The following is a 21,718-nucleotide window of genomic DNA, read 5'->3' as shown; positions in this document are numbered from 1 at the left end:
AGTCGGGTTCAGCCGTATGCACACACGCGCGTGGAGGGCGAAAAACGATCGGGCCGGGCAAGGAATCCCTTGCCCGGCCCGCCGGTCGGTCGTCTGATCGTTCGGTGTTAGGTCAGCTGTCGCCGACCCTCGACCCCAGGGTCAGGTCGGTCGTGTGCTCCGTACCGCCGCGCTTGTACGTGATCTTGACCTTGTCGCCCGGCTTGTGGGTCCAGATCTCGCCGATCAGGGTCGGGCCGCTGTCGATCACCGAGTCGTCGAGCTTGGTGATGACGTCGCCGGCCTTGAGGCCCGCCTTGGCCGCGGGGCCGCCGGCCTCCACCGAGGAGGAGCCGCTGACGCCCTCGGCGGTGATCGTCGCTCCGGAGGTGCTGTCCTCCAGGGAGACGGACGCGCCGATCTTGGCGTACACCGGCTTGCCGGTCTTGATCAGCTGCTGGGCGACGTACTTCGCCTGGTTGATCGGGATGGCGAAGCCCAGGCCGATCGAACCGGACTGGCTGGTGGAGCCGAGGCCGCCGCTGCTGGTCGACTGGATCGCGGAGTTGATGCCGATGACCGAGCCCTGCGCGTCGAGCAGCGGGCCGCCCGAGTTGCCGGGGTTGATCGAGGCGTCGGTCTGCAGGGCGCTCATGTACGACGCCTTGCTGGTGGAGCTGCCGTCGCTGGAGGCCACCGGGCGGTTCTTGGCGCTGATGATGCCCGTGGTCACCGTGTTGGACAGGCCGAAGGGGGCGCCGATCGCGATCGTCTCGTCGCCGACGGCGATCTTGTCCGAGTCGCCGAGGGCGAGCGGCTTCAGGTTGCTGGGGGCGTCCTTGAGCTTGATGACCGCGACGTCGTAGCCCTGGGCGTGGCCGACGATCTCGGCGTCGTACTTCTTGCCGTCCGGGAAGGTCGCCGTGAGCTTGCCGCCGTCGACCGCGTCGGCGACGACGTGGTTGTTGGTGACGATGTGGCCCTGGGTGTCGAAGACAAAGCCCGTGCCCGTGCCGCCCTCGCCGCTGGTGCTCTCGGCCTCGATGGTGACCGTGCTGGGCAGCGACTTGGCGGCGACGCCCGCGATGGTGCCCGGGTCGCGCTTCACGGAGGCGCTGCTGCCGGTGTCGGCGGAGACGGTGGTGGAGTTGCTGTTGTCGTCGTTGTCCTTGGCCAGCGTGTAGCCGAGGCCACCGCCCAGGCCGCCGGCGACCAGCGCGGCGATCAGCACGGCGGCGATCAGGCCGCCGCGTCCGCCACCGGGCTTCTTGGGCGCGGGCTGCTGGTACGGCGTTCCCCAGCCGCCACCGGTTCCGGCGCCGTCACCTCCGTAGCCGTCGCCGCCGTACCCGCCGCCGGCCGCGTCACCGCCGTATCCGCCGACGCCCTCGCCGCCGTACGCGCCCGCGCCGCTGTCGGCGTACGACGGGGTGGCGGGCGGCGGGGGCGGCCAGGCGGCGTCGGGAGCGGATCCCGTGCCCTGCTGGGGCGTTCCGGCGTACGCCGGAGCGGGGCCCGCGTGCAGCGTGTCCTGCGGGGCGCCCGGAGGCACCGGCGGGAGCTGCGTGGTGGGCGCGCCCCCCTCGGCCGCGGCCGCCTGCGGGGAAGCTGCGGGAGATTCCACCGGCACAGGAGGTGCAGACGGGGCCGGGGGTACCTCAGTGCCCTCGTTCTCGGTGCTCACAGCTCTTCTCCTCGGTCCACGGCTGTTGTTCTCGGAAGCATGCGGTCACACTCTTCACGCTTGTCGATCGGTCCGGCGCGAAACAGCTGTGCATGTGCTTTTGTATGCCGTCAGCTTTTCCCACCGGCCGTCAGAGCACCATAAGCGGTGCCTGTGTGTTCATGGCGAACCTTTATAAGGGACCTGTCGGGCTAACAAGACATAGCCCCTGTGAGCCGTCCACCACCCTTCGGTTCCACGCCTTCCCCGTCGCGGTGGCACCATGACGCGGTGACCCTCGCACGGCAGCACCGGATCCAAGTCGTCGCCCACCGCGGAGCCTCCGAAGAGGCCCCCGAGCACACCCTCGCCGCCTACAAGAAGGCGATCGAGGACGGTGCGGACGCCCTCGAATGCGATGTACGGCTGACCGCCGACGGCCATCTCGTCTGCGTCCACGACCGCCGCGTCAACCGCACGTCGAACGGGCGCGGGGCGGTCTCGGCGCTGGAGCTCGCCGATCTGGCCACCCTGGACTTCGGTTCCTGGAAGGGCCGCGACTCCCGTACGACGCGGGACGAGGAGCCCGACTGGGAGCACCTCCCGGAGGACCGCGAGGACACCTCCGTGCTCACCCTGGAGCGGCTGCTCGAACTCGTCGCGGACGCGGGCCGGCGCGTGGAGCTGGCCATCGAGACGAAGCATCCGACGCGCTGGGCGGGCCAGGTCGAGGAACGGCTGCTGGTGCTCCTGAAGCGCTTCGGCCTGGACGCCCCGGCCACCGCCGCCGACTCCCCGGTACGGGTCATGAGCTTCTCGGCGCGCTCGCTGCACCGGGTGCGGGCCGCCTCCCCGACGCTGCCGACGGTGTACCTGCTGCAGTTCCTCTCGCCCCGCCTGCGGGACGGTCGACTTCCGGCCGGTGTCCGGATCGCAGGCCCCTCGATCCGGATCGTGCGCAATCACCCTGCGTACATCGAGCGGCTGAAAAACGCCGGTCACCAGGTGCACGTGTGGACGGTCAACGAGCCCGAGGACGTCGATCTCTGCGTTGACCTGGGCATTGACGCCATCATCACCAACCGGCCGGGGGCCGTTCTGAGCCAGCTCGGCCGCGCACGGTAAACAACCTCATAAAGACCGCCAAACACCCCTTGACCCGGCCACCTCACCTGCACCATCCTCCGAACCCGGCCACACCGTCGAAAACAGGCCACTCGATTACAGGGAGTGCACCGGCGCGTTCGGTCCGTGTTCGATCGTTGCGAATGCGTCACTGAACGTGGATTGGCCGGTTTCCGGTACAGGCCCATGGGGCATCCACACCGTGGCGTGGGGCGAAGGAGGTCTCGGGGGTGGCGTTGGTGGTGGCACAGGAGGTGCCCACGTCGTCGAGCATGGCCGTGTCCCATGGCCCTGCGGGCGTGGGGGAAGCACGACATCGCATGCGCGATCAACTGCGCACGGGCGGTGTGTCGGAAGCGGTCATCGACGACGCCGTACTGATCCTCTCCGAACTGCTGAGCAACGCGTGCAAGCACGGCCGGCCGCTGGGCGACGCCCTGGCCGGTGACGGCGACGTCCGGTGCGCCTGGCGCGTGGACACGGACGGCCGGCTCACGGTCGAGGTGACGGACGGCGGCGGCCCGACCCGCCCGGCCCCGGCGACCCCGTCGGTGACGGCGCGCGGCGGACGCGGCCTGAACATCATCACCGCGCTGGCCGACGACTGGGGCGTACGGGACGACACCCGGGGCGAGGTCACCGTGTGGGTCGTCGTGCAGGACGACGTCGATGATCCGGACGCCGGGCACCGACGCGACGACTTCGCTACGCGCGTCACGGCTCCCACGGTGTCGGCGATCCCCCGGCTGGAGTTCGCGGACGCGTTCGACGACCTGGACTGACCCGCCGGCCCGTACCTGTCCACGTCGCCCGTACCCGCCCGCGTCGCCCACAGGCCGCCGTCCACACCCGCCGGGTTGTCCACAGGCTCCCGTCGCTCATGGCGTGAACGGCTAGGCTCCCGCCCGTACGAGACGAGCCGTAACCGGGAGACACCCACGATGGCCAAGAAGCGCCCCCAGACCACGGCCAGGCGGCCGCAGCTCAGCGACGGAGAGGTCGCGGTCGTCGGTGCCCGCGAGCCCTGCCCCTGCGGCAGCGGCCGCCGCTACAAGGCCTGCCACGGCCGGGCCGCCGCGCACGCGGTGACCGAGCTGGTGCAGCGCCCCTTCGAGGGGCTGCCCGGCGAGGGCGACTGGGTGGCGCTGCGCGAGCTGGTGCCCGCGGCCACGGTCGCGCTGCCGCTGAAGGGCGGTCTCCCCGAAGGGGTTCCGTCGGTCACGCTCGCCACGGTGCTGCCGATGGCCTGGCCGGCCCTGCGCCGGGACGACGGCTCGGTGCTGCTCGGCCTGCAGAACGACACGGCCTCCGGCGACATCAGCCGCGACCTCGCCGACACCCTCCAGCGCGCGCTGGCCGCCGAGCCGGGCACTCCGGTGCAGGCCCGCCGCGCCCCGGCCGAGGGTCCGCGACTGCAGGATCTGCTCGACCCGGAAGGCACGTTCGAGCCAGTTGTGCACCCGGGCTTCGAATTCTGGGTCCCGGAGGCGGAGAACGCGGCGCCGGAGGTGACCGCCTCCCTGGAGCGCGCCAACGCCGCCGCCATCCCGACCGTGAAGCTCCAGGGCGTGGACGCCGCGTACTGGTGCGAGACCCCGGACAAGAACCATCTGCGCTGGGTCATGCCGTACCCGGAGGAGCAGCTTCTGGACGGTCTCGCCCGGCTGCACGCCGCGGGACGCTCCGGTCTCGGCGAGGGCACCCGTCTCGTGGGGTCCTTCCGTGCTCATGGGCTGACCGTGCCCGTCTGGGACCTGCCGAGCGGGCTCGGCGCGGACGACATCGAGAAGCCGGCCGCCGAGTTCGCCGAGCGCCTCGCCGCCGCTCTGGCCACGGAGGCACCGCTCACCGCGGACGAGCGCCGCGCGCGGGGCGGCCTCACCAACCGGCAGGTCACGCTGAGCTGACACCCGGAATGGGCCAAGGGTTCGACTGACCGACCGTTCAGCCGCAACAGGCCTGTTCACTCGGGTGACTCCTGTCACAACTCCCCGTTGTGAAAGGGAAGTCGGTGTCCGAATAGCCGAGATCGAATTTGCGAACCGCCGATCTCTTGTTACCGTTCGAGTAGCCCGGTTGCTGGTGCATCCCCCGTCGCCAGCAACCGGGTCTTTTCATGCCCGGCCCGCGTGTACGGAACGACGTCGTCCGTCAACTCGCCGTAGGCGCCGAGGAGTTGCTCCCCGAGCGGAGCAGCAGCGGCCCGCTCCCACTCCGCCCCGCGAACTCCGCCACGGCCGTGTAGGCCGCCAGCTCGCCCCGTGTCCGCTCCCGGGGTGTCTCGCACAGCGCGGGCTCGTCCTCGGCCGCCACGACGCAGTGCATCTGTACGGTGCGGTCCGCCGGACCCATGAGGCTCAGCACCGAGTCCAGGTCGTCGCCGGTCGCGTTCCGGTAGTAGGTGCGCGCCCAGGTGTCCTCACCCTGCGTCATGACACAGGTCTGCGCCTCGATGCCGTCGGGGGAGGAGAGCTCGGGTCCGCAGCGGGCCGCCGTAGCCAGTCCCAGGCCGAGCGTCAGCGGGGAGCGGACGGGCGAGGGCGCGACGGACGGCGCCTTGGCGTCGCCTTCGGAGGAGCCGGAGGAATCCGAGGAGTGGACCAGGGACCGTACGACCGCGTGACCCTCGTCGCGTACGGGTCCCGCGGACGCCACGGCCAGCGGCAGCGCGACCGCGCACACCGCGACGCCCGCGAGGGCGAGCAGACGAAGGTTCATGTGTCGGAAGATAACGACCAACTACGGGCGCCATGTCCCGCGCACGCCCGACACCCCTACAACTCGGGCGCGCTCACACCCGTACGAGTGAGGGCCTCGACCACGGCGTCCACCACGGCCTCGACGTCGGGCACCCAGGGCGAGGACGAGCCGGGCAGTGGTGCGCGCTCCCAGCGGATCTGGCCCTGGCCGGTCTCGGAGGGGGGCAAGGCGAGATAGCCGCCCTCGCCGTGGAAGCGGAGCGAGCCGGGGACGTGGTCCTTGGCGTAGAGCAGCTCGCCCAACTGCTCCAGGGAGTACGGCTTGACGAGCAGCGACCAGCGGGTCGGCGCGGCGACGACCGGGCCGAGGCGCATGCCCTGGCCGTCGAGCGCGGCGAGGGCCCGGGAGGCCGCGGCTGCGGGCAGGCTGACCGCGCAGGGAGCCTTGTCGCCGGTGGCGAGGACGATCGGCGCGGCGGGTCGGTTGCCCCACCACCAGCGCACCATGCGGGCGTCGGTGGTGGCCGCGAGGAGGCCGGGATCGAAGGGGTGTGCACCGGGCACTGTGCAGTCGGGGTCCGGACAGCCGCAACGGGCCCGGCCCTGGGGGTCCGGTGCCACGCCCGGGAGTACGGGCCATTGCCATTCTGTCGCGAAGGTCAGGGCCGCGCTGAGCATCTCAGACCTCCTGTTGTCTCGCCTGGACAGGAGCCTGCGTCGCTTTCCGAGGATCTCGCGCATGAGCGCTCGTTCCTTTCCGTTGCACCGCTGGCAACACCGAGGACCACATCACATCATGTGTCGATCACTTCACTGTGCGTACCTGTTGGCGCATCACACCCCTGCCTTCGGCAGGGAGAACCCGTGCGTGCTTGAAAAGCATGGGCGTGGCGATTGGGGGTGGCGAAGTCTGGCGTTTTGCCGTCCCGCGTAGTTCTCTCCGCCTCCGCCACGGGAGGATGGGTCACGATCGTCGGTGGTTAAGACGCCCGGGTCCTTCACCAGGTTCCGGGTGGCCCCCAGCCACCCCTGGCCTTCTCCGAGTACGTACCCATCACGACCGCTGTGACGCTCCGTCGAGCAAACCCAGTCGACCGCAATGGACCGTCCCCTGATGCAGTTTTAAGCCAACTTTGCCAATCCGCAAGGGGAGAGCGAAATAGCACCCGTAGACCCATGGACACCAGGAATCCCGGCAGGACAATGCTGGACATCCCCTCACGAGTGCGTGTACATGTGGAGACACTGCCAGCGGCGCAGAATGACATGGGGGTTTGCGATGCTTTTGAGCAATACGCACCGGTCGGAAAGCCGGACGCCATGAACGCCCCGCACCCTCCGAAAGTGGCTGGAATCGATTCAACGGTTCCCTCGCCCGCACACACTGTCGCGCCCGCGCCTGCCGCCACCGATACCCCTCCGGGCCCCTCCTCGAACACCCAGAACACGCCTGACACCGCTCCGAACGCGCCAGGTGCCCTGCTCCAGGACCGGCTCGCCGGCTGGGTGTCCGATCTCACGACCCTCCATGAACTCACGGAGCGGCTGGCACGCACGGACGCACTCGACGAAGCACTCCAGGAGCTGCTGCGCGCCGGAGCCGCCCTGGTGGGCGCCCGCCGCGGACTCGTCGTCCTGGAACCCGGCGACGGCCTGGGCCCCGACACCACCATCGGCCTCGGCCTCGCCCGCTCCGACCTCGGCCACATCGAGACCGTCCCGCGCGGGGCGATGTCCTACGGCCAGCTCCTCGACGGCCCTGTCGGCACCCCGGGGGGCGAGGGCGGCGAGATCGTCCGCCCCGACCTGTTCGCCGAGGACGCCCTCGACCCGCGCCATCGCGAGGTCGCCGTACGCCTCGGCTACGCGGCCAGTTACGCGCTGCCCCTGGCGACCGACGCGGCCGGGCGCCTGGGAGCCGCCGTGTGGCTGTACGACGAGCCCGCCGAGCCGGTCGAGCGGCAGCGCCACCTCGTCGGCCTGTACGCCCGGTACGCCACCGAGCACCTGGCCCGGGTCCTCGAAGTCGAGCGCACGCGCGCGTGCATGACGACCATCGCCGAGGAGCTGCTGCCGTCCCGGCTCCCCCGCGTGGCCGGTGTGCAGCTCGCCGCGCTGCACCGCACGGGTCCGCGCGGTGGCGGCGACTGGTACGACGCGCTGCCGCTGCCCGATGCCGCGCTCGGCCTCGCGGTCGGCTCGGTGACCGGCTCCGGGCCGAGCGCGATCGCCGCGATGGGCCGGCTCCGCGCGTCGCTGCGGGCGTACGCGGTGATGGAGGGCGAGGACCCGGTCGCGGTCCTGTCCGACCTCGAACTCCTCCTGAGACTCACCGAGCCCGCCCGCTCGGCCACCGCCCTGTTCGCCTACTGCGAGCCCGCGCTGCGCAAGATCACCCTGGCCGGCGCCGGACACAGCCCGCCGCTCCTGGTCGGCGAGCGCCGCACGGAGTTCGTGGAGACCTCCGTGTCCGCGCCGCTCGGCATGCTCGCCTGCTGGGAGGCGCCGAGCGTGGAGCTGGAGGCGGAGGCCGGCGAGACCGTGCTGCTCTACACCGACGGGCTGCTGCACCGCACCGGCGACCCCATGGACCGCGCCTTCGCCCGCCTGCACGCGGCGGCCGCCAGCGTCCCCAAGGCGCTGCGCGAGGACCCGGCCGCGATCGCCGACCACGTGCTGCGCACGGTCCTGCCGGACGGCCTCGACACGGCCGACAGCGACGAGGACGTCGTCCTCCTGGCGGCTCGCTTCGAGTAGTCGCCGGACAGCCATGTGTAACAGGCCATACGGCCCTGGGCCCCCTTCCGTACGACCGTACGATGGACGGGGTCCAGTGCCGTATCTAGGAGGATGACCGTGGCCGACGAGCTCAATCCGGAGACCCCGGAAGCGGAGCCTGAAGAGCCCATCAAGAAGCGGAAGAACGGCTTGTACCCCGGCGTGTCCGACGAACTCGCAGACAGCATGAAGTCCGGCTGGGCCGACACCGAGCTGCACGACCTGCGGCCCGTCGAGCAGGCCGAGCACACCGCCCGCCGCCGTGCCGCGCTCTCCGCGCGCTTCCCGGGCGAGCGCCTGGTGATCCCGGCGGGGAACCTGAAGACCCGCTCGAACGACACCGAGTACCCCTTCCGGGCGTCGGTCGAGTACGCGTACCTGACCGGCAACCTCACCGAGGACGGCGTCCTCGTCCTGGAGCCGGCCGCCGAGGGCCACCAGGCGACGATCTACCTCCTGCCGCGCTCCGACCGCGAGAACGGCGAGTTCTGGCTCTCCGGCCAGGGCGAACTGTGGGTCGGCCGCCGCCACTCCCTCACCGAGGCCGAGCGGCTCTACGGCATCCCCGCCTCCGACGTCCGCGAACTGGCCGCCGCCCTGCGCGAAGCCACCGGCCCCGTGCGCGTCGTCCGGAGCCACGACGCCGGCATCGAGGCCGCGCTGACCGACAAGGTCACCGCCGAGCGCGACGAGGAACTGCGGGTCTTCCTCTCCGAAGCACGCCTGGTCAAGGACGAGTTCGAGGTCGGCGAGCTGCAGAAGGCCGTCGACTCGACGGTCCGCGGCTTCGAGGACGTCGTGCGCGTGCTCGACAAGGCCGAGGCGACGAGCGAGCGCTACATCGAGGGCACGTTCTTCCTCCGCGCGCGCGTGGAGGGCAACGACGTCGGCTACGGCTCGATCTGCGCCGCGGGCCCGCACGCCACCACCCTGCACTGGGTGCGCAACGACGGCCCGGTCCGCTCCGGCGACCTGCTCCTCCTGGACGCCGGCGTCGAGACGCACACCCTGTACACCGCCGACGTGACGCGCACCCTGCCGATCAACGGCCGCTTCACCGAGGTCCAGAAGAAGGTCTACGACGCCGTGTACGAGGCCCAGGAGGCCGGTATCGCGGCGGTGCAGCCGGGCGGCAAGTACCGCGACTTCCACGACGCGGCACAGCGCGTGCTGGCCGAGAAGGTCGTCGAGTGGGGTCTCGTCGAAGGTCCTGTGGAGCGCGTCCTGGAGCTGGGCCTCCAGCGCCGGTGGACGCTGCACGGCACGGGTCACATGCTCGGCATGGACGTCCACGACTGCGCCGCCGCGCGGACCGAGACGTATGTCGAGGGCACCCTGGAGCCCGGCATGGTCCTCACGGTGGAGCCCGGCCTGTACTTCCAGGCGGACGACCTCACCGTCCCCGAGGAGTACCGCGGCATCGGCGTCCGCATCGAGGACGACATCCTCGTCACCCAGGACGGCAACCGGAACCTGTCCGACGGCCTGCCCCGCACCTCGGCCGAGGTCGAGGGCTGGATGGCGTCCCTCAAAGGCTGACGGCCGATGACCGCCACCTGATACAAGACTGATGGCCGGGCACACCTGCTGTGCCCGGCCATTCGTGTGCCGATCGCATGCCCAGGGGGAGGCTTTTTTCATGAACGCGCCTAGGGGGAGGGCTTTTTCGTGAACGACTTCTGGTCCGGCGTCGGCGTCGACCTGCACCTGGAACCCGACCCGGAGGGAGGCCGCCGGGTCGGTCTCGAACGGGCGCTCCGGGACGCCGTACGGGACGGCCGGCTCGCCCCGGGGACCCGCCTCCCCGCCACCCGCCGGCTCGCGGCCGAACTGGGCGTCTCCCGGGGCACCGCGAAGGCGGCCTACGACCAGCTCGTCGCCGAGGGCTACCTGACCGCGCGCCAGGGCTCGGGCACCCAGGTCGCGCTGCTGCCCTCCGTCGACGCGGAGGCACCGGGCGCGGCGGCACGCGCGCGTGTACCCCGTTTCGACCTGCGGCCCGGCAGCCCGGACGTCGGCATGTTCCCGGCGGCGGCCTGGCTGCGCTCGCTGCGCCGCGCGATCGCGACGGCACCCTCCTTGGCGTACGACTACGGAGATCCGCGCGGCCGTATCGAACTGCGCACCGCGCTGTCGGGGTACCTGGGGCGGGCGCGCGGGGTGATCGCGCCGCCGGAGCGGATCGTGATCACGTCCGGGTACGTGCAGGGACTCGCGCTCCTCACGCGCGTGCTGGACGCGGCGGCGGGGCGCGGTGTCGCCGAGGTCGCCATGGAGGACCCGGGGCTGCCGTTCCACCGGGAGGTGGTGCGGCACAACGGCGGGCGCGTGGTGCCCGTACGGGTCGACGAACGGGGCGCCCGCGCCGAGGAGTTGGGCAACGCGGCGGCCGTGGTGGTGACCCCGGCCCACCAGTACCCGACCGGCGTCACCCTGCACCCGGAGCGCAGACGGGCACTGACCGACTGGGCACGCGCGCGTGGCGGGCTGATCGTCGAGGACGACTACGACGGGGAGTTCCGCTACGACCGCCAGCCCGTGGGCGCGCTCCAGGGGATGGCACCGGGCCAGGTCGTGTACCTGGGGACCGCGTCCAAGACCCTCGGGCCCGCCCTGCGGCTCGGCTGGATGGTGCTGCCGCCGCACCTGGTCGACGCGGTCGCCGACGCCAAGCTGCACAGCGACCACCACACCGAGACCATCGGCCAGTTGGCACTCGCCGAACTGATCGACAGCCACGCCTACGACCGCCACGTGCGCGCGTGCCGGCTGCGGTACCGGCGCCGCCGCGACCAGCTCCTCGGCCGGCTGGGGGCGCACGCAAACGTTTACGGCATCGCGGCGGGGCTGCACGCGCTGGTGGAGGTCGCCGACGAGGAGGCGGTGCTCGCGCGGGCCGAGAAGGAGGGGCTCGCGGTCGGGCGGCTCGGGGAGCACTGGCATGCGGCGGACGGGGACGAGGGGCGGCCTCAGGGGCTTGTGGTGGGGTACGGGACGCCTCGGGAGCGCGTCTATCCGGAGGCGCTGGAGGTGTTGGGCCGGGTGCTGGAAGGGGCGTGAGGGGGCCGGGTGAGTACCGGGTGAGTCCCGGGCGGGCTGCTGAATTGGGCCAATGACAGGGCGGCCGATTGGGCCTTCTGGCAGGTCCAACCGAGCTCTACCGTCGTACACATGACGAACTCACTCGTCCCGCCCGCGGGCCCGCAACGCACCCTCGCACTCGCCCAGTTGACCAACTCGGTCGGCGACGGCGCCTACTACGTGACCTCGGCGCTGTACTTCACCCACGTCGTCGGGCTCGCCCCCGCGCGCGTGGGCCTCGGGCTCACCCTCGCCTGGGCCGTCGGTTCGCTGGTCGGGGTACCGCTGGGGCGGCTGGCGGACCGGCGTGGGCCGCGCGGTACGGCGGTGCTGCTGGCGCTGGCGACGGGGCTCGCGGTGGCGTCCTTCCTCGTCGTACGCGGATTCGTGCCGTTCGTGATCGCCGCGTGTGCCTACGCCTCGGCGCAGTCGGGGCTCGCGGCGGCCCGGCAGGCGCTGCTGGCGGGGCTGGTGTCCGCCGGGGAGCGGACCGGCCTGCTGGCACACCTCCAGTCGACGCTGAACGCCGGTCTCGCGGTGGGCGCGGGTCTCGGCGGGCTCGCGCTGCGGGCGGGGACGCGGTCGGCGTACCTCGGGGTGTTCGCGCTGGACGCGGTGAGCTTCCTGGTGTGCGCGGGGCTGCTGGTGCGGCTGCCGTCGGTACGGGGCGTCCAGGTGCGGAAGACGGGCGGTCCCGGGGTGCTGCGGGACCGGCCGTACGTCGTCGTCACGCTGCTCAACACCGTGCTGCTGCTGCGGATGCCGTTGCTCAGCCTCGGACTGCCGCTGTGGATCGCGGAGCGGACGGACGCGCCGACCTGGCTGGTCTCCGCGCTGTTCGTGCTCAACACCGGGGCGGTGATGGTCTTCCAGGTGCGGACGGCCCGCGGGATCACGGGGCTCGCGTCGGCCACGCGCGCGGTGCGGCGGTCCGGCTGGATCATGCTGGCGGCCTGCGCGGTGTTCGCGCTGTCGGCGGGCGCGTCGCCGTGGGTGGCCGTGGGGGCGCTGGTGGTCGGAGCGGTGCTCCAAGTGGCCGCCGAGATGGGGCAGTCGGCGGGTTCCTGGCAGCTCTCCTTCGACCTGGCACCGGCCGACCGGGTGGGCGAGTACCAGGGCTTCTTCGGCACCGGCGTCACCGTGGCCAGGACGATGGGCCCCCTGGTGCTCACGTCCCTCCTCCTTGAGTGGGGGACGCCGGGCTGGCTGCTGCTGGGCGGGGCGACGGTCGTGGCGTCGTACGCGATGGGGCCGGCGGCGCGGAGGGCGGCGGGTGCGGGTCGGGAGGCGGACGAGGCCGCGGGAGATGCGGGCGGGGTGAACAGGCGGCCCGCACTGGCGAGTTGACCGGTACCGGTCTCGGTCCTCTACGGGTTCAGGCGGCCCACGCCAGTGAGTTGACCGGTAGGGAGTCCAGGAACAGCGCGCCCGCCAGGAGCCCCGCACTTCCGCGAGGGCTCCACTCGCGCGCGTGCAGGTCGGTGTCGAAGGCGGTCAGGGCCTCCGCGCCGGCCTCCGTCGCCGTACCGCCCGCCTCCAGGACACCCCGCGCCCCCGCCTGGACGTGCCGCAGACCCAACGGGCCCACGGCGTGCAGGAGTTCGGTGTCCTGGAGGGTGGACATCACCGTGAGCAGGGCGTCGAGGCGGGCCTGTGTCTCCGTCGCCCCGGCCGCGCGGGTCATGGCGAGGGAGTCCAACGCCCGCCGTACGTGCGGGAATCCGGCCTTCGCCTCGCCCCGCGCACCGGCCGCGCCGTACTTCGCCGAGATCGACGAGCCGCGCGAGGGCCTGCGCGGGGCGCGGCGGTCGGGGTGGGCGGCGATGCGCTTCGCGGTCGCGGCGACGTCCTTGGCCCCCGCGTCGGGGTCCAGGGCAGCCGCCGCGACCAGGAGGCCGAGGGCCCACAGCGCACCCCGGTGGCCGCCGCCGGCGAGTGCCACGGAGTGTTCCGTGCAACGGCCGATCGCGCCGAGTTCCGCGCGGAGCACGGGAGTCGGCTCGCCGGTGCGGCGGGCGGCGGCCGCCATCGCCGCGAGGCCGGGTGCCAGCGCCTTGGCGGACCAGCGCAGGGCGCTGTGGTCCACGCGGGTCGTACGGGCGGCCAGGTCGCGCGGGTCGGGCAGGCCCGGCTTGGGAGCCAGGGCCAGTTGCCCGGTGAGCGCGTCCACGGCGGCCCGCGCCAGTGCATCGTCCTCGCGGCTCTGCATCGTCGTACCTTACGAGGAGGCGGAGGCCGAAGGGGAGGGGCTGTCGCTGGGCGGCGCACCCGTCGGGGCACCGCTCGGGGGCGTACCGCCGCTGCCCGCGCCCGTGCTCTCGGCGTCCGGGTCGACGCCGAGGGTCAGTGAGCCCTTGTACCCCTTGGACGGGTCCTTCTTGTGCACGGCCTTGAGGGTGAGCAGGCCGCTGGCGGCGCCACCGCCGTCGTAGACCATGTCGTCGGCGAGGACGGTGTACGAGCCCGTGTGCTTGGCGTACGGGTCGAGGGTGAAGATCTCCTCGGCGATGTCGTCGGCGAAGAACAGCTGGCCGGTGTAGTTGACCTTGCCGCCCTCGTAGGTGCCGTCCTCCTTCTCGCCGCCGGTGTGCACCTTCACGTGGATGTGGCAGGTGCGGGGTGTGTACCAGCCCGGGAAGATCGTCTCGAACTTGACGACCCCGTTGGCGTTGGCGACCTGGTAACCCCGGAGGTACGTCAGGTCGTTGGCGGAATCGCCCTCCTCGCTCTCCGCGGGGGCCGAGCCGCCCGGGTTGGCGGTGGTGTAGCCGGAGTAGTAGCCCCAGGCGTCGCAGTGCCAGATCTCCACGGCCGCGCCCTTGACCGGGGTGCAGCCGTCCGTGGCGTCGACGACGGTCAGCCGCAGGGTGAGCGGGACGCCCGCCTTGCCCTCGGTGATGTCCTTGCGCACCAAGGCGCCGTCGAGGTAGTAGGGGCCCTCCGTGACGCTCGTCATCAGCGTCATGCACGCACCACTGGTCGAACTGGCCGAGGCCGTCGCGTCCGCGTCGGTCGTCGTGTCGGCGGTGTCGGCGAACGCCGACTGGAACCCGGCGGCGACCAGTCCGCCGGCCGCGACCGTCCCGCCGGTCACCGCGAGGGCGCGGCGCCGGCTGATGGTTTTGTCTGTGTGGTTTCCCGTCATGATCACGAAGTTATGGACGGCAGCCGTCAGGGGCGTGGGCCTGGGCTGTGCGCGAGGTAAGAATCCTCAGAAACCTGAAGCCGCCCGGATCCGGATCCTGAAGCCGCCCGGACCTGGATCCTGTAGTCGGCCGGACCCGGCCGACTACACCGCCATCAGCGGCGCGTCCTTCCGCCACTTCAGGATCTTGTCGAAGCTCACCACCGCGCCGCCCACGCCCGGTTTGTTGCCGATGTGGACGTGGTCGGCGAGTTCCTGGATGAGGCACAGGCCGCGACCGTTCTCGGCCTCGCTCGGGGCGGGGCGGACGGACTGCGTGCGGGCGAAACCGGGGCCGGAGTCCGCGACCTCGATACGACACTTCTCGCCGTCGAGGTACGCAGTGACCCGGTACGCCTCCGTGGGCGCGCCGTGCGCGGTGTCGCCGCCGTGCTCGACGGCGTTGGCGCACGCCTCGCTCAGGGCGACGGAGAGGTCGTAGGAGATGTCCGGGTCGACGCCCGCGGTCTCCATCGTGCCGAGAAACAGTCGCCGGGCGAGTGGCACGCTCGCGGCCTCGCGCCTCAGATGGAGTGACCACCAGATGCTCATGCTCCAGCCTCCCGGCCGCGGCTCGACATAGTGATACCTATTGCCGCCAGTGCCCCTGTGTAAGCACGGAGTTGACGTGATGCCGCCCATATGGGCGATGCGTCCCAAACGTAATTGGTGTATCCGGAGGTAGCTCACGCCGGAGAGTGATCTTTGTGAGCTACGACACACTATGGACCGGATGTTGCGGACCTGCCGTATGGCGGCGACGGAGCCGGTGCGATGATGAGCCCGCCATGACTGCCCCCCACCCACGTACGGTGCGCTCCGGAGGTGAACTCCGGGTCCTGCGGGCCGCGGTGTTCGCCGCGGTCTGTGTCGTGCTGGCCGCGGCCGGTCACGCGATCGCCTCCTGCGCCACGGTTCCGCTGTGGACACTGGGCGCGGGCTTCCTCGCCACCTTCCTCGTCGTGGCACCGCTCGCCGGGCGGGCGCGCTCGCTGCCGGGGATCGTGGTGCCGCTCGCGGTCGGACAGACCGTGCTGCACACGCTGTTCGGGCTCGGGCAGACGGCCACCACCACATCGGCCGACTCCCTCTCGGCCTCCGACGCCACGCTCGTCGCGCGTGCCGCGCATCTCCTGTGCGGGACCACCGCGGCGGCGATCAGCCCGGCGCAGGCCCACCAGATCCTCACCGACGCGCGGCTGTTGCCGACCTCAGGCTCGACGGGCTCGATGAGCGGCATGGGGTCGATGCATCACCCGGCGGACGCCATGTCCACCTCCGCCGCCTCCTCGATGTCGCTGTTCCCGTCCCTGTCCATGCTGCTCGGTCACGTCCTCGCGGCGCTCGCCGCGGGCTGGCTGCTGCGGCGCGGGGACCTGGCGCTGCTGCGCCTGATGGAACTCTCGGCGCACGGAGTCGCGGAAGGGGCGCTCGTACGGTCCCTGCGCGGTGCGCTCGCCCTGGTGCGTGCCCTGCGGGCCGGGCTGCCGGGGGCGCCCGAGGCGGGCCCGCGTCCGCTCCGTAGTGCCCTGTTCGCGCCGCCCGCGCCGCACACCACCGCGCTCCAGCACTCGGTGATCCGCCGCGGCCCGCCGGCCGCCGCCGCACACACCCTCGCCGCCTGACGCGACGCGACCACCGACCCCGCACTCCCTTCTGTGCGTGAAGAGGCCGCCGTCGTGCGGCACACGCGCGTGCCCGTCTTTTTCAGCCGGGAAACCCCTGCTTCACCCGGGGAACCACGCGCCCCCTCTTCACCACCGGAACTCACTCGAACTCGAAGTGGAGTGCTCCTTTCCATGAAGACCTCTCGTATCGCCGCCGCCGCTGCCGTCGCCGGCTCGGCCGTGCTCGTGCTGTCCTCCCCCGCCTTCGCGCACGTCTCCGTGCAGCCGGAGGGCGCGGCCGTCAAGGGCGGCTACGCGGTCGTCGACTTCAAGGTCCCGAACGAGCGTGACGACGCCTCGACCACCAAGCTGGAAGTGAACTTCCCGACCGACCACCCGCTGGCCTCCGTGATGCCGGAGCCGATCAGCGGCTGGACCGTGAAGGTCACCAAGTCGAAGCTCGCCAAGCCCGCCGAGATGCACGGCGAGACGATCACCGAGGCCGTCACCAAGGTCACCTGGACCGCGACCGGCAAGGGCGTCGAGCCCGGCTACTTCCAGAAGTTCCCGGTCTCCGTGGGCATGTTGCCCACGGACGCCGACCAGCTCGTCTTCAAGGCGCTGCAGACGTACTCCGACAAGCAGGTCGTGCGCTGGATCGAGGTCCAGAAGGACGGCGAGGAGGAGCCCGAGAACCCGGCTCCGACGCTCACGCTGACCTCCGCCTCCGCCTCCGGCGCGACCGCCGAGGACGCCTCCGACAAGGCCGCGAAGACCGAGACCACCGCCGCCGACTCCACCTCGTCGTCCGCCGATTCCTCCGACACCACCGCCCGCGTCCTCGGCGTGGTCGGCATCGCCGTCGGCGCGGCGGGCGTGGCGTACGGCGTTCTCGCCGGCCGACGGCGTACGACCGTCTGAGGCCCGTCCGCTCATGGTGCGCACAGGGGTCCGTGCGACTCTTGCGTACGACCCCGGTGCGCGCCGGAGCTCTCACAACTGGGACATTTCTCTATGCGCAAGAAGACGTTCGCGGCGGCCGTTCTGCTGACCGCCGCCACCCTGACGCTCTCCGCCTGCGGCAGCGGCGACGACGGCCAGAGCCCCGTCTCCGTGGTCTCCGAGGACACCGCGACCCAGGCCGCCACCGTGCTCGACACCCCGTTCGAGAAGCCGGACCTGGTCCTCACGGACACGCACGGCAAGAAGTACGACTTCCGGGCGGAGTCCAAGGGCCGGCCGACGCTGATCTACTTCGGCTACACCCACTGCCCCGACATCTGCCCGCTGACCATGAACAACATCGCCGTCGCCAAGAAGTCGCTGTCCAAGGCCGAGCAGGACAAGCTGCTGGTCGTGTTCGTGACCACCGACCCGGCGCGGGACACCCCCTCCGAGCTCGGCAAGTGGCTCAAGGGCATCGACACCCAGTTCGTCGGCCTGACCGGCGACTTCGCCACCATCCAGGCCGGCGCCCGCTCGATCGGCATCTCCATCGAGCCGACCTCGAAGGACAAGAACGGCAAGCTGGTCTCCGTCCACGGCACCCAGGTCGTCGCGTTCTCCCCGAAGACCAACGGCGGCTATCTGCTCTACGGCCAGGACACCACCGTCGACGACTACACCAAGGACCTCCCCAAGATCGTCAAGGGGGAGACGCCGTGAGGCAGTTCGCCGTACCCGTCACGGTGCTGACCGGCGCGCTGGTCCTCACCGGCTGCGGCGGCTCCGACGCGAAGGCCCAGCTGTCCGTCGGCTCCGCCTACATGCCCCAGCCGGTCTCGGACATGGCGGCGGGCTTCCTGGACATCGCCAACAAGGGCGGCGCGAAGGACGAGTTGACCTCCGTCACCAGCGACCTCGGCCCGGTCTCCGTGCACGAGACCGTCGGCCAGGCGATGGAGGAGGTGAAGTCCCTCGATGTGCCCGCACACGGTCAACTCGTGTTCAAGAGCGGGGGCAACCACCTGATGTTCGACAAGCTGAAGCACACGCTCAAGCAGGGCGACCACGTGACCGTGAAGCTGCACTTTGCCAAGTCCGGCCCTCTCACGGTTGAGATGCCCGTGAAGTCGGCCACGTACAACCCCACGACCGGGCACTGAGGGAGGGACCCCCACCTTGAAGACGACCATCACCCCCCGCGTCCGCAATCTGGTGCTGCTGCTCCTGGCTGTCACCGGCATGCTCTTCGCCGGGGCGGGCACGGCCTCCGCGCACGCCGCGCTGACCGGCAGCGACCCCAGTTCGGGGGTGGTGGTCGACAAGGCTCCGACGCAGATCTCGCTCACCTTCTCCGAGAAGGTGGCGACGAACGACGACTCGCTGCGCGTGCTCGACCCGAAGGGCAAACGCGTCGACGTCGGCAAACCGTCCAACATCAGCGGGACGACCTACGCCACCCAGGTGCGCAGCGGCCTGCCCGACGGCACCTACACAGTGGCCTGGCAGGTCGTGTCCGCCGACAGCCACCCCGTCGGCGGCGCCTTCACCTTCTCGATCGGCTCCCCCTCGAAGACCGCCGTCTCCGTGTCGGCCGAACAGGACGTCGGCGGCGGACTCGTCGGCGGGCTGTACGGCTTCGGGCGCTACATGTCGTACGCCGGCTTCATCGTCATGGTCGGCGGCGCCGCCTTCATCCTGGCCTGCTGGCAGCGCGGCGCCGGAGTGCGCGCCCTGCAGCGGCTGGTGGTCTCCGGCTGGGTCTCGCTCACCGGGGCCACGCTCTGGCTGCTGCTGGTGCGCGGCTCGTACACGACGACCGGGAAGTTCGGCGACATCTTCGACCTGAACCTCCTCGGCCAGGTCCTCCAGACCAAGACCGGCGCGGCCCTCGTCTCCCGGCTGCTGCTGCTCGCCGCCGCCGCGCTGTTCATCGCCGTCCTCTTCGGGGCCTACGACAAGCGGGAGGACGAGGAGAAGCGGGACCTCACCTTCGGTCTCGCGATCGGCGGCGGTGTGGTGGCCGCCGGCCTCGCGGCGAGCTGGGCGCTGGCCGAGCACGCCTCGACCGGGCTCCAGCCGGGCATCGCGATGCCCGTCGACGTCGTCCACCTGCTGGCCGTCGCGATCTGGCTCGGCGGCCTCTCCGCCCTCCTCGTCGCGCTCTACCGGGCACCCGCCGACAACCTGGTCGGGCGGACGGCCGTACAGAACTTCTCGCGCATCGCGTTCGGCAGCGTCCTCGCGCTCGTCGCGACCGGCATCTACCAGTCCTGGCGCCAGCTCGGCTCCTGGTCGGCGTTCACCGACACCGGCTACGGACAGCTGCTGCTCGTGAAGATCGGCCTCGTGGCGCTGCTCGTCGGCATCGCGTCGATCTCCCGGCGCTGGACCGCCAAGCTGGCGGAGACCACCGCGACGGCCGAGACGGTCGTCGAGGAGCGTGCGCCGGAGAAGGAGAAGGCACACGCCAGCGCGTCCACGAAGACCGCCGACTCCAGCTCTACGGCGTCCGCCGAGGCCAGTGCCTCCAGTGCTACGACGTCCACCGCGGCCGGTACCTCCAGCGCGTCCGCCAAGGCCGGCGTCTCCGGCGCTACGACCTCCGCGAGGACCGGCGTCTCCAGCGCCACGACCTCCACCGAGGGCGATTCCGATGCGGCCGCGTCCGCCAACGACGGCGACTCCGAGGCGCCCGGCGGTTCCAAGCGGGCCGCCCAACTCGCCCGCCAGCAGGCCGCCGTGGACTCCACCCGACAGAAGCGACTTCGGGACGCCGACCCGGTCCGCTTCGGGCTGCGCCGGTCCGTGCTGGCCGAGGCCGCCGTCGCCGTCGTCGTCCTCGCCGTCACCACGGCCCTGACGGCCACCGAGCCGGGCCGCACGGAGGAGGACGCCAAGGCGGCCAAGTCGTCCTCCTCGTCCTCTTCCTCCTCGTCCGCCGGCGCCCTGACCCTGGACATGTCCTTCGACACCGGGGGCACGGACGGCAAGGGCGTCATACGGCTCGACCTCGACCCCGCGCGCGTGGGCGGCAACGAGATGCACGTCTATGTGCAGCGCCCCAACGGCCGGGCCTTCGACGTCCCCGAGGTGAAGGTCGCCTTCACCCTCGCCGCGAAGAAGATCGGCCCGCTGCCCGTGACGCCCGACCGCATCGCCACCGGCCACTGGGCCGCGAACGGAATCCAGATCCCCATGGCGGGCGACTGGAAGATCTCGGTGACCGTGCGGACCTCCGACATCGACCAGACGACCGTCGACAAGAACGCGCAGATCGGCTGAACCACGCCATGCCTGACCAGTCCATTCCAGAGGCCCGCATCGCAGAGGCACCTCCTGGGGAGGCCGTTTCCGAGAACGGCCCCCCTAGGGAGGGCATTTCCCGCCGCCGGCTCCTCGGTACGGCCGGTGCCACCGGGCTCGTGCTCGGTGCGGCGGGCGGGGCCGTGGGGTACGCGTCCGCGCCGGCCGGGGCCACACCGCTGACCTCGCTGGGCGAGGACATGGCAATGTTTCACGGGAAACATCAGCCCGGCATCACCGAGGGCCTCCAGGCACGCGGTCATCTCGTCGCCTTCGACCTGGCGGCGGGCGCGAGCCGCAAGGAGGCGGCGGCCCTGCTGCGCCGCTGGTCGACGACCGCGCAACGGCTGATGGCGGGCGAGGCGGCGGCGCAGGACGACACGGAGGTCGCCCGGGACGCGGGGCCCTCGTCGCTGACGATCACCTTCGGCTTCGGCAACTCCTTCTTCTCCCGTACGGGACTGGAGAAGCAGCGGCCTGTCTCCCTCGATCCGCTGCCGGACTTCTCCTCCGACCACCTCGACAAGGCACGCAGCAACGGCGACCTGTGGGTGCAGATCGGCGCCAATGACGCGCTGGTCGCCTTCCACGCCCTGCGCACGATCCAGAAGGACGCGGGCAGCGCGGCCAAGGTCCGCTGGCAGATGAACGGCTTCAACCGGACGCCGGGCGCCACGGCCCACAAGATGACGGCCCGCAACCTGATGGGCCAGCTCGACGGCACCCGCAACCCCAAGCCGGCCGAGTCCGACTTCGACAAGCGGATCTTCGTGCCGGCGTCCGGCTCGACCGACCCGGCGTGGATGGCGAACGGCTCGTACGCCGTCGTACGCCGTATCCGCATGCTCCTCGACGACTGGGAGAAGCTCTCGACGGGCGCCCAGGAGAACGTCGTCGGGCGCCGCAAGTCCACCGGGGCGCCGCTGTCCGGGGGCGGCGAGACGACCGCGATGGACCTGGAGAAGACCGATGCGAAGGGCGCCCTGGTCGTGCCCATCAACGCGCACGCCCGGATCGCCCGGCCCGACCAGAACGGGGGCGCCGCGATGCTCCGGCGCCCCTTCTCGTACCACGACGGCATCGCCGCGGACGGCACCCCGGACGCCGGGCTCCTCTTCGTGTGCTGGCAGGCGGACCCGTTGCGCGGCTTCGTCACCGTGCAGCGGAAACTCGACCGCGGGGACGCCCTCTCGACGTACATCCGGCACGAGGCGAGCGGCCTGTTCGCGGTGCCGGGCGGGGCGGCGGAGGGCGAGTACGTGGGGCAGCGGTTGCTGGAGGGGTGAGGCCGTCGCCCGTTGGGGTGGCCGGTTCGAGAAGGGTGCACCGGGTTTCGCAAGGCCCATTAGGGTGA

19 protein-coding genes are annotated in these 21,718 nt (G+C 71.5%); 13 read left to right on the top strand and 6 right to left on the bottom strand.

The genetic code is table 11. The features are described 5' to 3' along the window. Positions 1 to 112: 112 nt before the first annotated feature. On the bottom strand, positions 113 to 1,663 hold the full coding sequence (locus OG407_RS26935; protein ID WP_405861903.1) for a S1C family serine protease: 1,551 nt from the start codon (positions 1,661 to 1,663) through the stop codon (positions 113 to 115). Between the two features lie 270 nt (positions 1,664 to 1,933). Between OG407_RS26935 and OG407_RS26930 the strand changes: the two genes are divergently transcribed. The 3 genes from OG407_RS26930 (at position 1,934) to OG407_RS26920 (ending at position 4,674) form a co-directional block, all read left to right on the top strand. Next, positions 1,934 to 2,767 carry a glycerophosphodiester phosphodiesterase gene (locus tag OG407_RS26930; RefSeq protein ID WP_405861901.1) on the top strand — a complete coding sequence of 278 codons (834 nt, stop codon included), beginning with the start codon at positions 1,934 to 1,936 and terminating at the stop codon, positions 2,765 to 2,767. A 230-nt stretch (positions 2,768 to 2,997) separates the two neighbouring features. Then, positions 2,998 to 3,549 carry an ATP-binding protein gene (locus tag OG407_RS26925; RefSeq protein WP_405861899.1) on the top strand — a complete coding sequence of 184 codons (552 nt, stop codon included), beginning with the start codon at positions 2,998 to 3,000 and terminating at the stop codon, positions 3,547 to 3,549. 159 nt (positions 3,550 to 3,708) lie between these two features. Next, positions 3,709 to 4,674 (top strand): DUF5926 family protein, encoded by a 966-nt coding sequence (locus OG407_RS26920; RefSeq protein WP_405861897.1) that lies wholly within the window; start codon positions 3,709 to 3,711, stop codon positions 4,672 to 4,674. A gap of 244 nt (positions 4,675 to 4,918) precedes the next feature. On the opposite strand, the gene OG407_RS26915 is transcribed toward OG407_RS26920, so the two are convergent. Together OG407_RS26915 and OG407_RS26910 are read right to left on the bottom strand one after the other, a co-directional pair. After that, positions 4,919 to 5,485: a hypothetical protein gene (locus OG407_RS26915; protein WP_405861895.1), complete on the bottom strand. Its 567-nt coding sequence runs from the start codon at positions 5,483 to 5,485 to the stop codon at positions 4,919 to 4,921. 56 nt (positions 5,486 to 5,541) lie between these two features. Continuing rightward, entirely contained in the window at positions 5,542 to 6,207 is a 666-nt protein-coding gene (locus OG407_RS26910; RefSeq protein ID WP_405861893.1) for a bifunctional DNA primase/polymerase, read from the bottom strand. 462 nt (positions 6,208 to 6,669) lie between these two features. On the opposite strand from OG407_RS26910, the gene OG407_RS26905 reads away from it, so the two are divergent. The 4 genes from OG407_RS26905 to OG407_RS26890 all read left to right on the top strand — a co-directional run bounded on the left by OG407_RS26905 (position 6,670) and on the right by OG407_RS26890 (position 12,672). Next, a complete protein-coding gene (locus OG407_RS26905; RefSeq protein WP_405868620.1) occupies positions 6,670 to 8,223 on the top strand; it encodes a PP2C family protein-serine/threonine phosphatase in 1,554 nt (517 codons plus the stop codon). 93 nt (positions 8,224 to 8,316) lie between these two features. Continuing rightward, on the top strand, positions 8,317 to 9,783 hold the full coding sequence (locus OG407_RS26900; RefSeq protein ID WP_405861891.1) for an aminopeptidase P family protein: 1,467 nt from the start codon (positions 8,317 to 8,319) through the stop codon (positions 9,781 to 9,783). Positions 9,784 to 9,912: 129 nt separating this feature from the next. After that, the gene (locus tag OG407_RS26895) at positions 9,913 to 11,304 is read left to right on the top strand and encodes a PLP-dependent aminotransferase family protein (RefSeq protein ID WP_405861889.1); all 1,392 of its coding nucleotides are present in this window, start codon (positions 9,913 to 9,915) and stop codon (positions 11,302 to 11,304) included. A 111-nt stretch (positions 11,305 to 11,415) separates the two neighbouring features. Beyond that, positions 11,416 to 12,672, top strand: a complete 1,257-nt coding sequence (locus tag OG407_RS26890) for an MFS transporter (RefSeq protein ID WP_405861887.1) — start codon at positions 11,416 to 11,418, stop codon at positions 12,670 to 12,672. Between the two features lie 28 nt (positions 12,673 to 12,700). Here OG407_RS26890 and OG407_RS26885 read toward each other — a convergent pair whose 3' ends face one another. From OG407_RS26885 to OG407_RS26875, 3 genes are all read right to left on the bottom strand, one after another. After that, a complete protein-coding gene (locus tag OG407_RS26885; RefSeq protein WP_405861885.1) occupies positions 12,701 to 13,534 on the bottom strand; it encodes a triphosphoribosyl-dephospho-CoA synthase in 834 nt (277 codons plus the stop codon). 9 nt (positions 13,535 to 13,543) lie between these two features. Further along, a complete protein-coding gene (locus OG407_RS26880; RefSeq protein ID WP_405861883.1) occupies positions 13,544 to 14,470 on the bottom strand; it encodes an intradiol ring-cleavage dioxygenase in 927 nt (308 codons plus the stop codon). Positions 14,471 to 14,614: 144 nt separating this feature from the next. Beyond that, positions 14,615 to 15,061: an ATP-binding protein gene (locus tag OG407_RS26875; RefSeq protein WP_019055063.1), complete on the bottom strand. Its 447-nt coding sequence runs from the start codon at positions 15,059 to 15,061 to the stop codon at positions 14,615 to 14,617. Between the two features lie 236 nt (positions 15,062 to 15,297). Between OG407_RS26875 and OG407_RS26870 the strand changes: the two genes are divergently transcribed. The 6 genes from OG407_RS26870 to efeB all read left to right on the top strand — a co-directional run bounded on the left by OG407_RS26870 (position 15,298) and on the right by efeB (position 21,650). Continuing rightward, entirely contained in the window at positions 15,298 to 16,134 is an 837-nt protein-coding gene (locus OG407_RS26870; RefSeq protein ID WP_405861881.1) for a hypothetical protein, read from the top strand. A 174-nt stretch (positions 16,135 to 16,308) separates the two neighbouring features. Then, a complete protein-coding gene (locus tag OG407_RS26865) occupies positions 16,309 to 17,037 on the top strand; it encodes a YcnI family protein (protein WP_405861879.1) in 729 nt (242 codons plus the stop codon). Positions 17,038 to 17,130: 93 nt separating this feature from the next. Further along, positions 17,131 to 17,781 (top strand): SCO family protein, encoded by a 651-nt coding sequence (locus tag OG407_RS26860; protein ID WP_405861877.1) that lies wholly within the window; start codon positions 17,131 to 17,133, stop codon positions 17,779 to 17,781. Next, complete coding sequence (locus OG407_RS26855) at positions 17,778 to 18,221, top strand: copper chaperone PCu(A)C (protein ID WP_403589651.1); 444 nt, start codon at positions 17,778 to 17,780, stop codon at positions 18,219 to 18,221. The genes OG407_RS26860 and OG407_RS26855 overlap by 4 nt, the downstream gene beginning before the upstream one ends. 16 nt (positions 18,222 to 18,237) lie before the next feature. Next, complete coding sequence (locus tag OG407_RS26850) at positions 18,238 to 20,343, top strand: copper resistance CopC/CopD family protein (protein WP_405861875.1); 2,106 nt, start codon at positions 18,238 to 18,240, stop codon at positions 20,341 to 20,343. An 8-nt stretch (positions 20,344 to 20,351) separates the two neighbouring features. After that, on the top strand, positions 20,352 to 21,650 hold the full coding sequence (gene efeB, locus OG407_RS26845) for an iron uptake transporter deferrochelatase/peroxidase subunit (RefSeq protein WP_405861873.1): 1,299 nt from the start codon (positions 20,352 to 20,354) through the stop codon (positions 21,648 to 21,650). Positions 21,651 to 21,718: the final 68 nt, after the last annotated feature.

Source organism: Streptomyces sp. NBC_01515 (genome assembly GCF_045040345.1).
GTDB lineage: Bacteria > Actinomycetota > Actinomycetes > Streptomycetales > Streptomycetaceae > Streptomyces.
Note: the sequence above shows the minus strand (reverse complement) of the source record. Positions and strands in the feature narration are given on the sequence as shown.

Coding starts and splice junctions, on each gene's coding strand:
- OG407_RS26920 (WP_405861897.1), top strand. CDS start 3,709: ATGGCCAAGAAGCGCCCCCAGACCACGGCCAGGCGGCCGCAGCTCAGC.
- OG407_RS26915 (WP_405861895.1), bottom strand. CDS start 5,485: ATGAACCTTCGTCTGCTCGCCCTCGCGGGCGTCGCGGTGTGCGCGGTC.
- OG407_RS26910 (WP_405861893.1), bottom strand. CDS start 6,207: ATGCGCGAGATCCTCGGAAAGCGACGCAGGCTCCTGTCCAGGCGAGAC.
- OG407_RS26905 (WP_405868620.1), top strand. CDS start 6,670: ATGCTGGACATCCCCTCACGAGTGCGTGTACATGTGGAGACACTGCCA.
- OG407_RS26900 (WP_405861891.1), top strand. CDS start 8,317: ATGACCGTGGCCGACGAGCTCAATCCGGAGACCCCGGAAGCGGAGCCT.
- OG407_RS26890 (WP_405861887.1), top strand. CDS start 11,416: ATGACGAACTCACTCGTCCCGCCCGCGGGCCCGCAACGCACCCTCGCA.
- OG407_RS26885 (WP_405861885.1), bottom strand. CDS start 13,534: ATGCAGAGCCGCGAGGACGATGCACTGGCGCGGGCCGCCGTGGACGCG.
- OG407_RS26880 (WP_405861883.1), bottom strand. CDS start 14,470: ATGACGGGAAACCACACAGACAAAACCATCAGCCGGCGCCGCGCCCTC.
- OG407_RS26875 (WP_019055063.1), bottom strand. CDS start 15,061: ATGAGCATCTGGTGGTCACTCCATCTGAGGCGCGAGGCCGCGAGCGTG.
- OG407_RS26870 (WP_405861881.1), top strand. CDS start 15,298: ATGACTGCCCCCCACCCACGTACGGTGCGCTCCGGAGGTGAACTCCGG.
- OG407_RS26865 (WP_405861879.1), top strand. CDS start 16,309: ATGAAGACCTCTCGTATCGCCGCCGCCGCTGCCGTCGCCGGCTCGGCC.
- OG407_RS26860 (WP_405861877.1), top strand. CDS start 17,131: ATGCGCAAGAAGACGTTCGCGGCGGCCGTTCTGCTGACCGCCGCCACC.
- efeB (WP_405861873.1), top strand. CDS start 20,352: ATGCCTGACCAGTCCATTCCAGAGGCCCGCATCGCAGAGGCACCTCCT.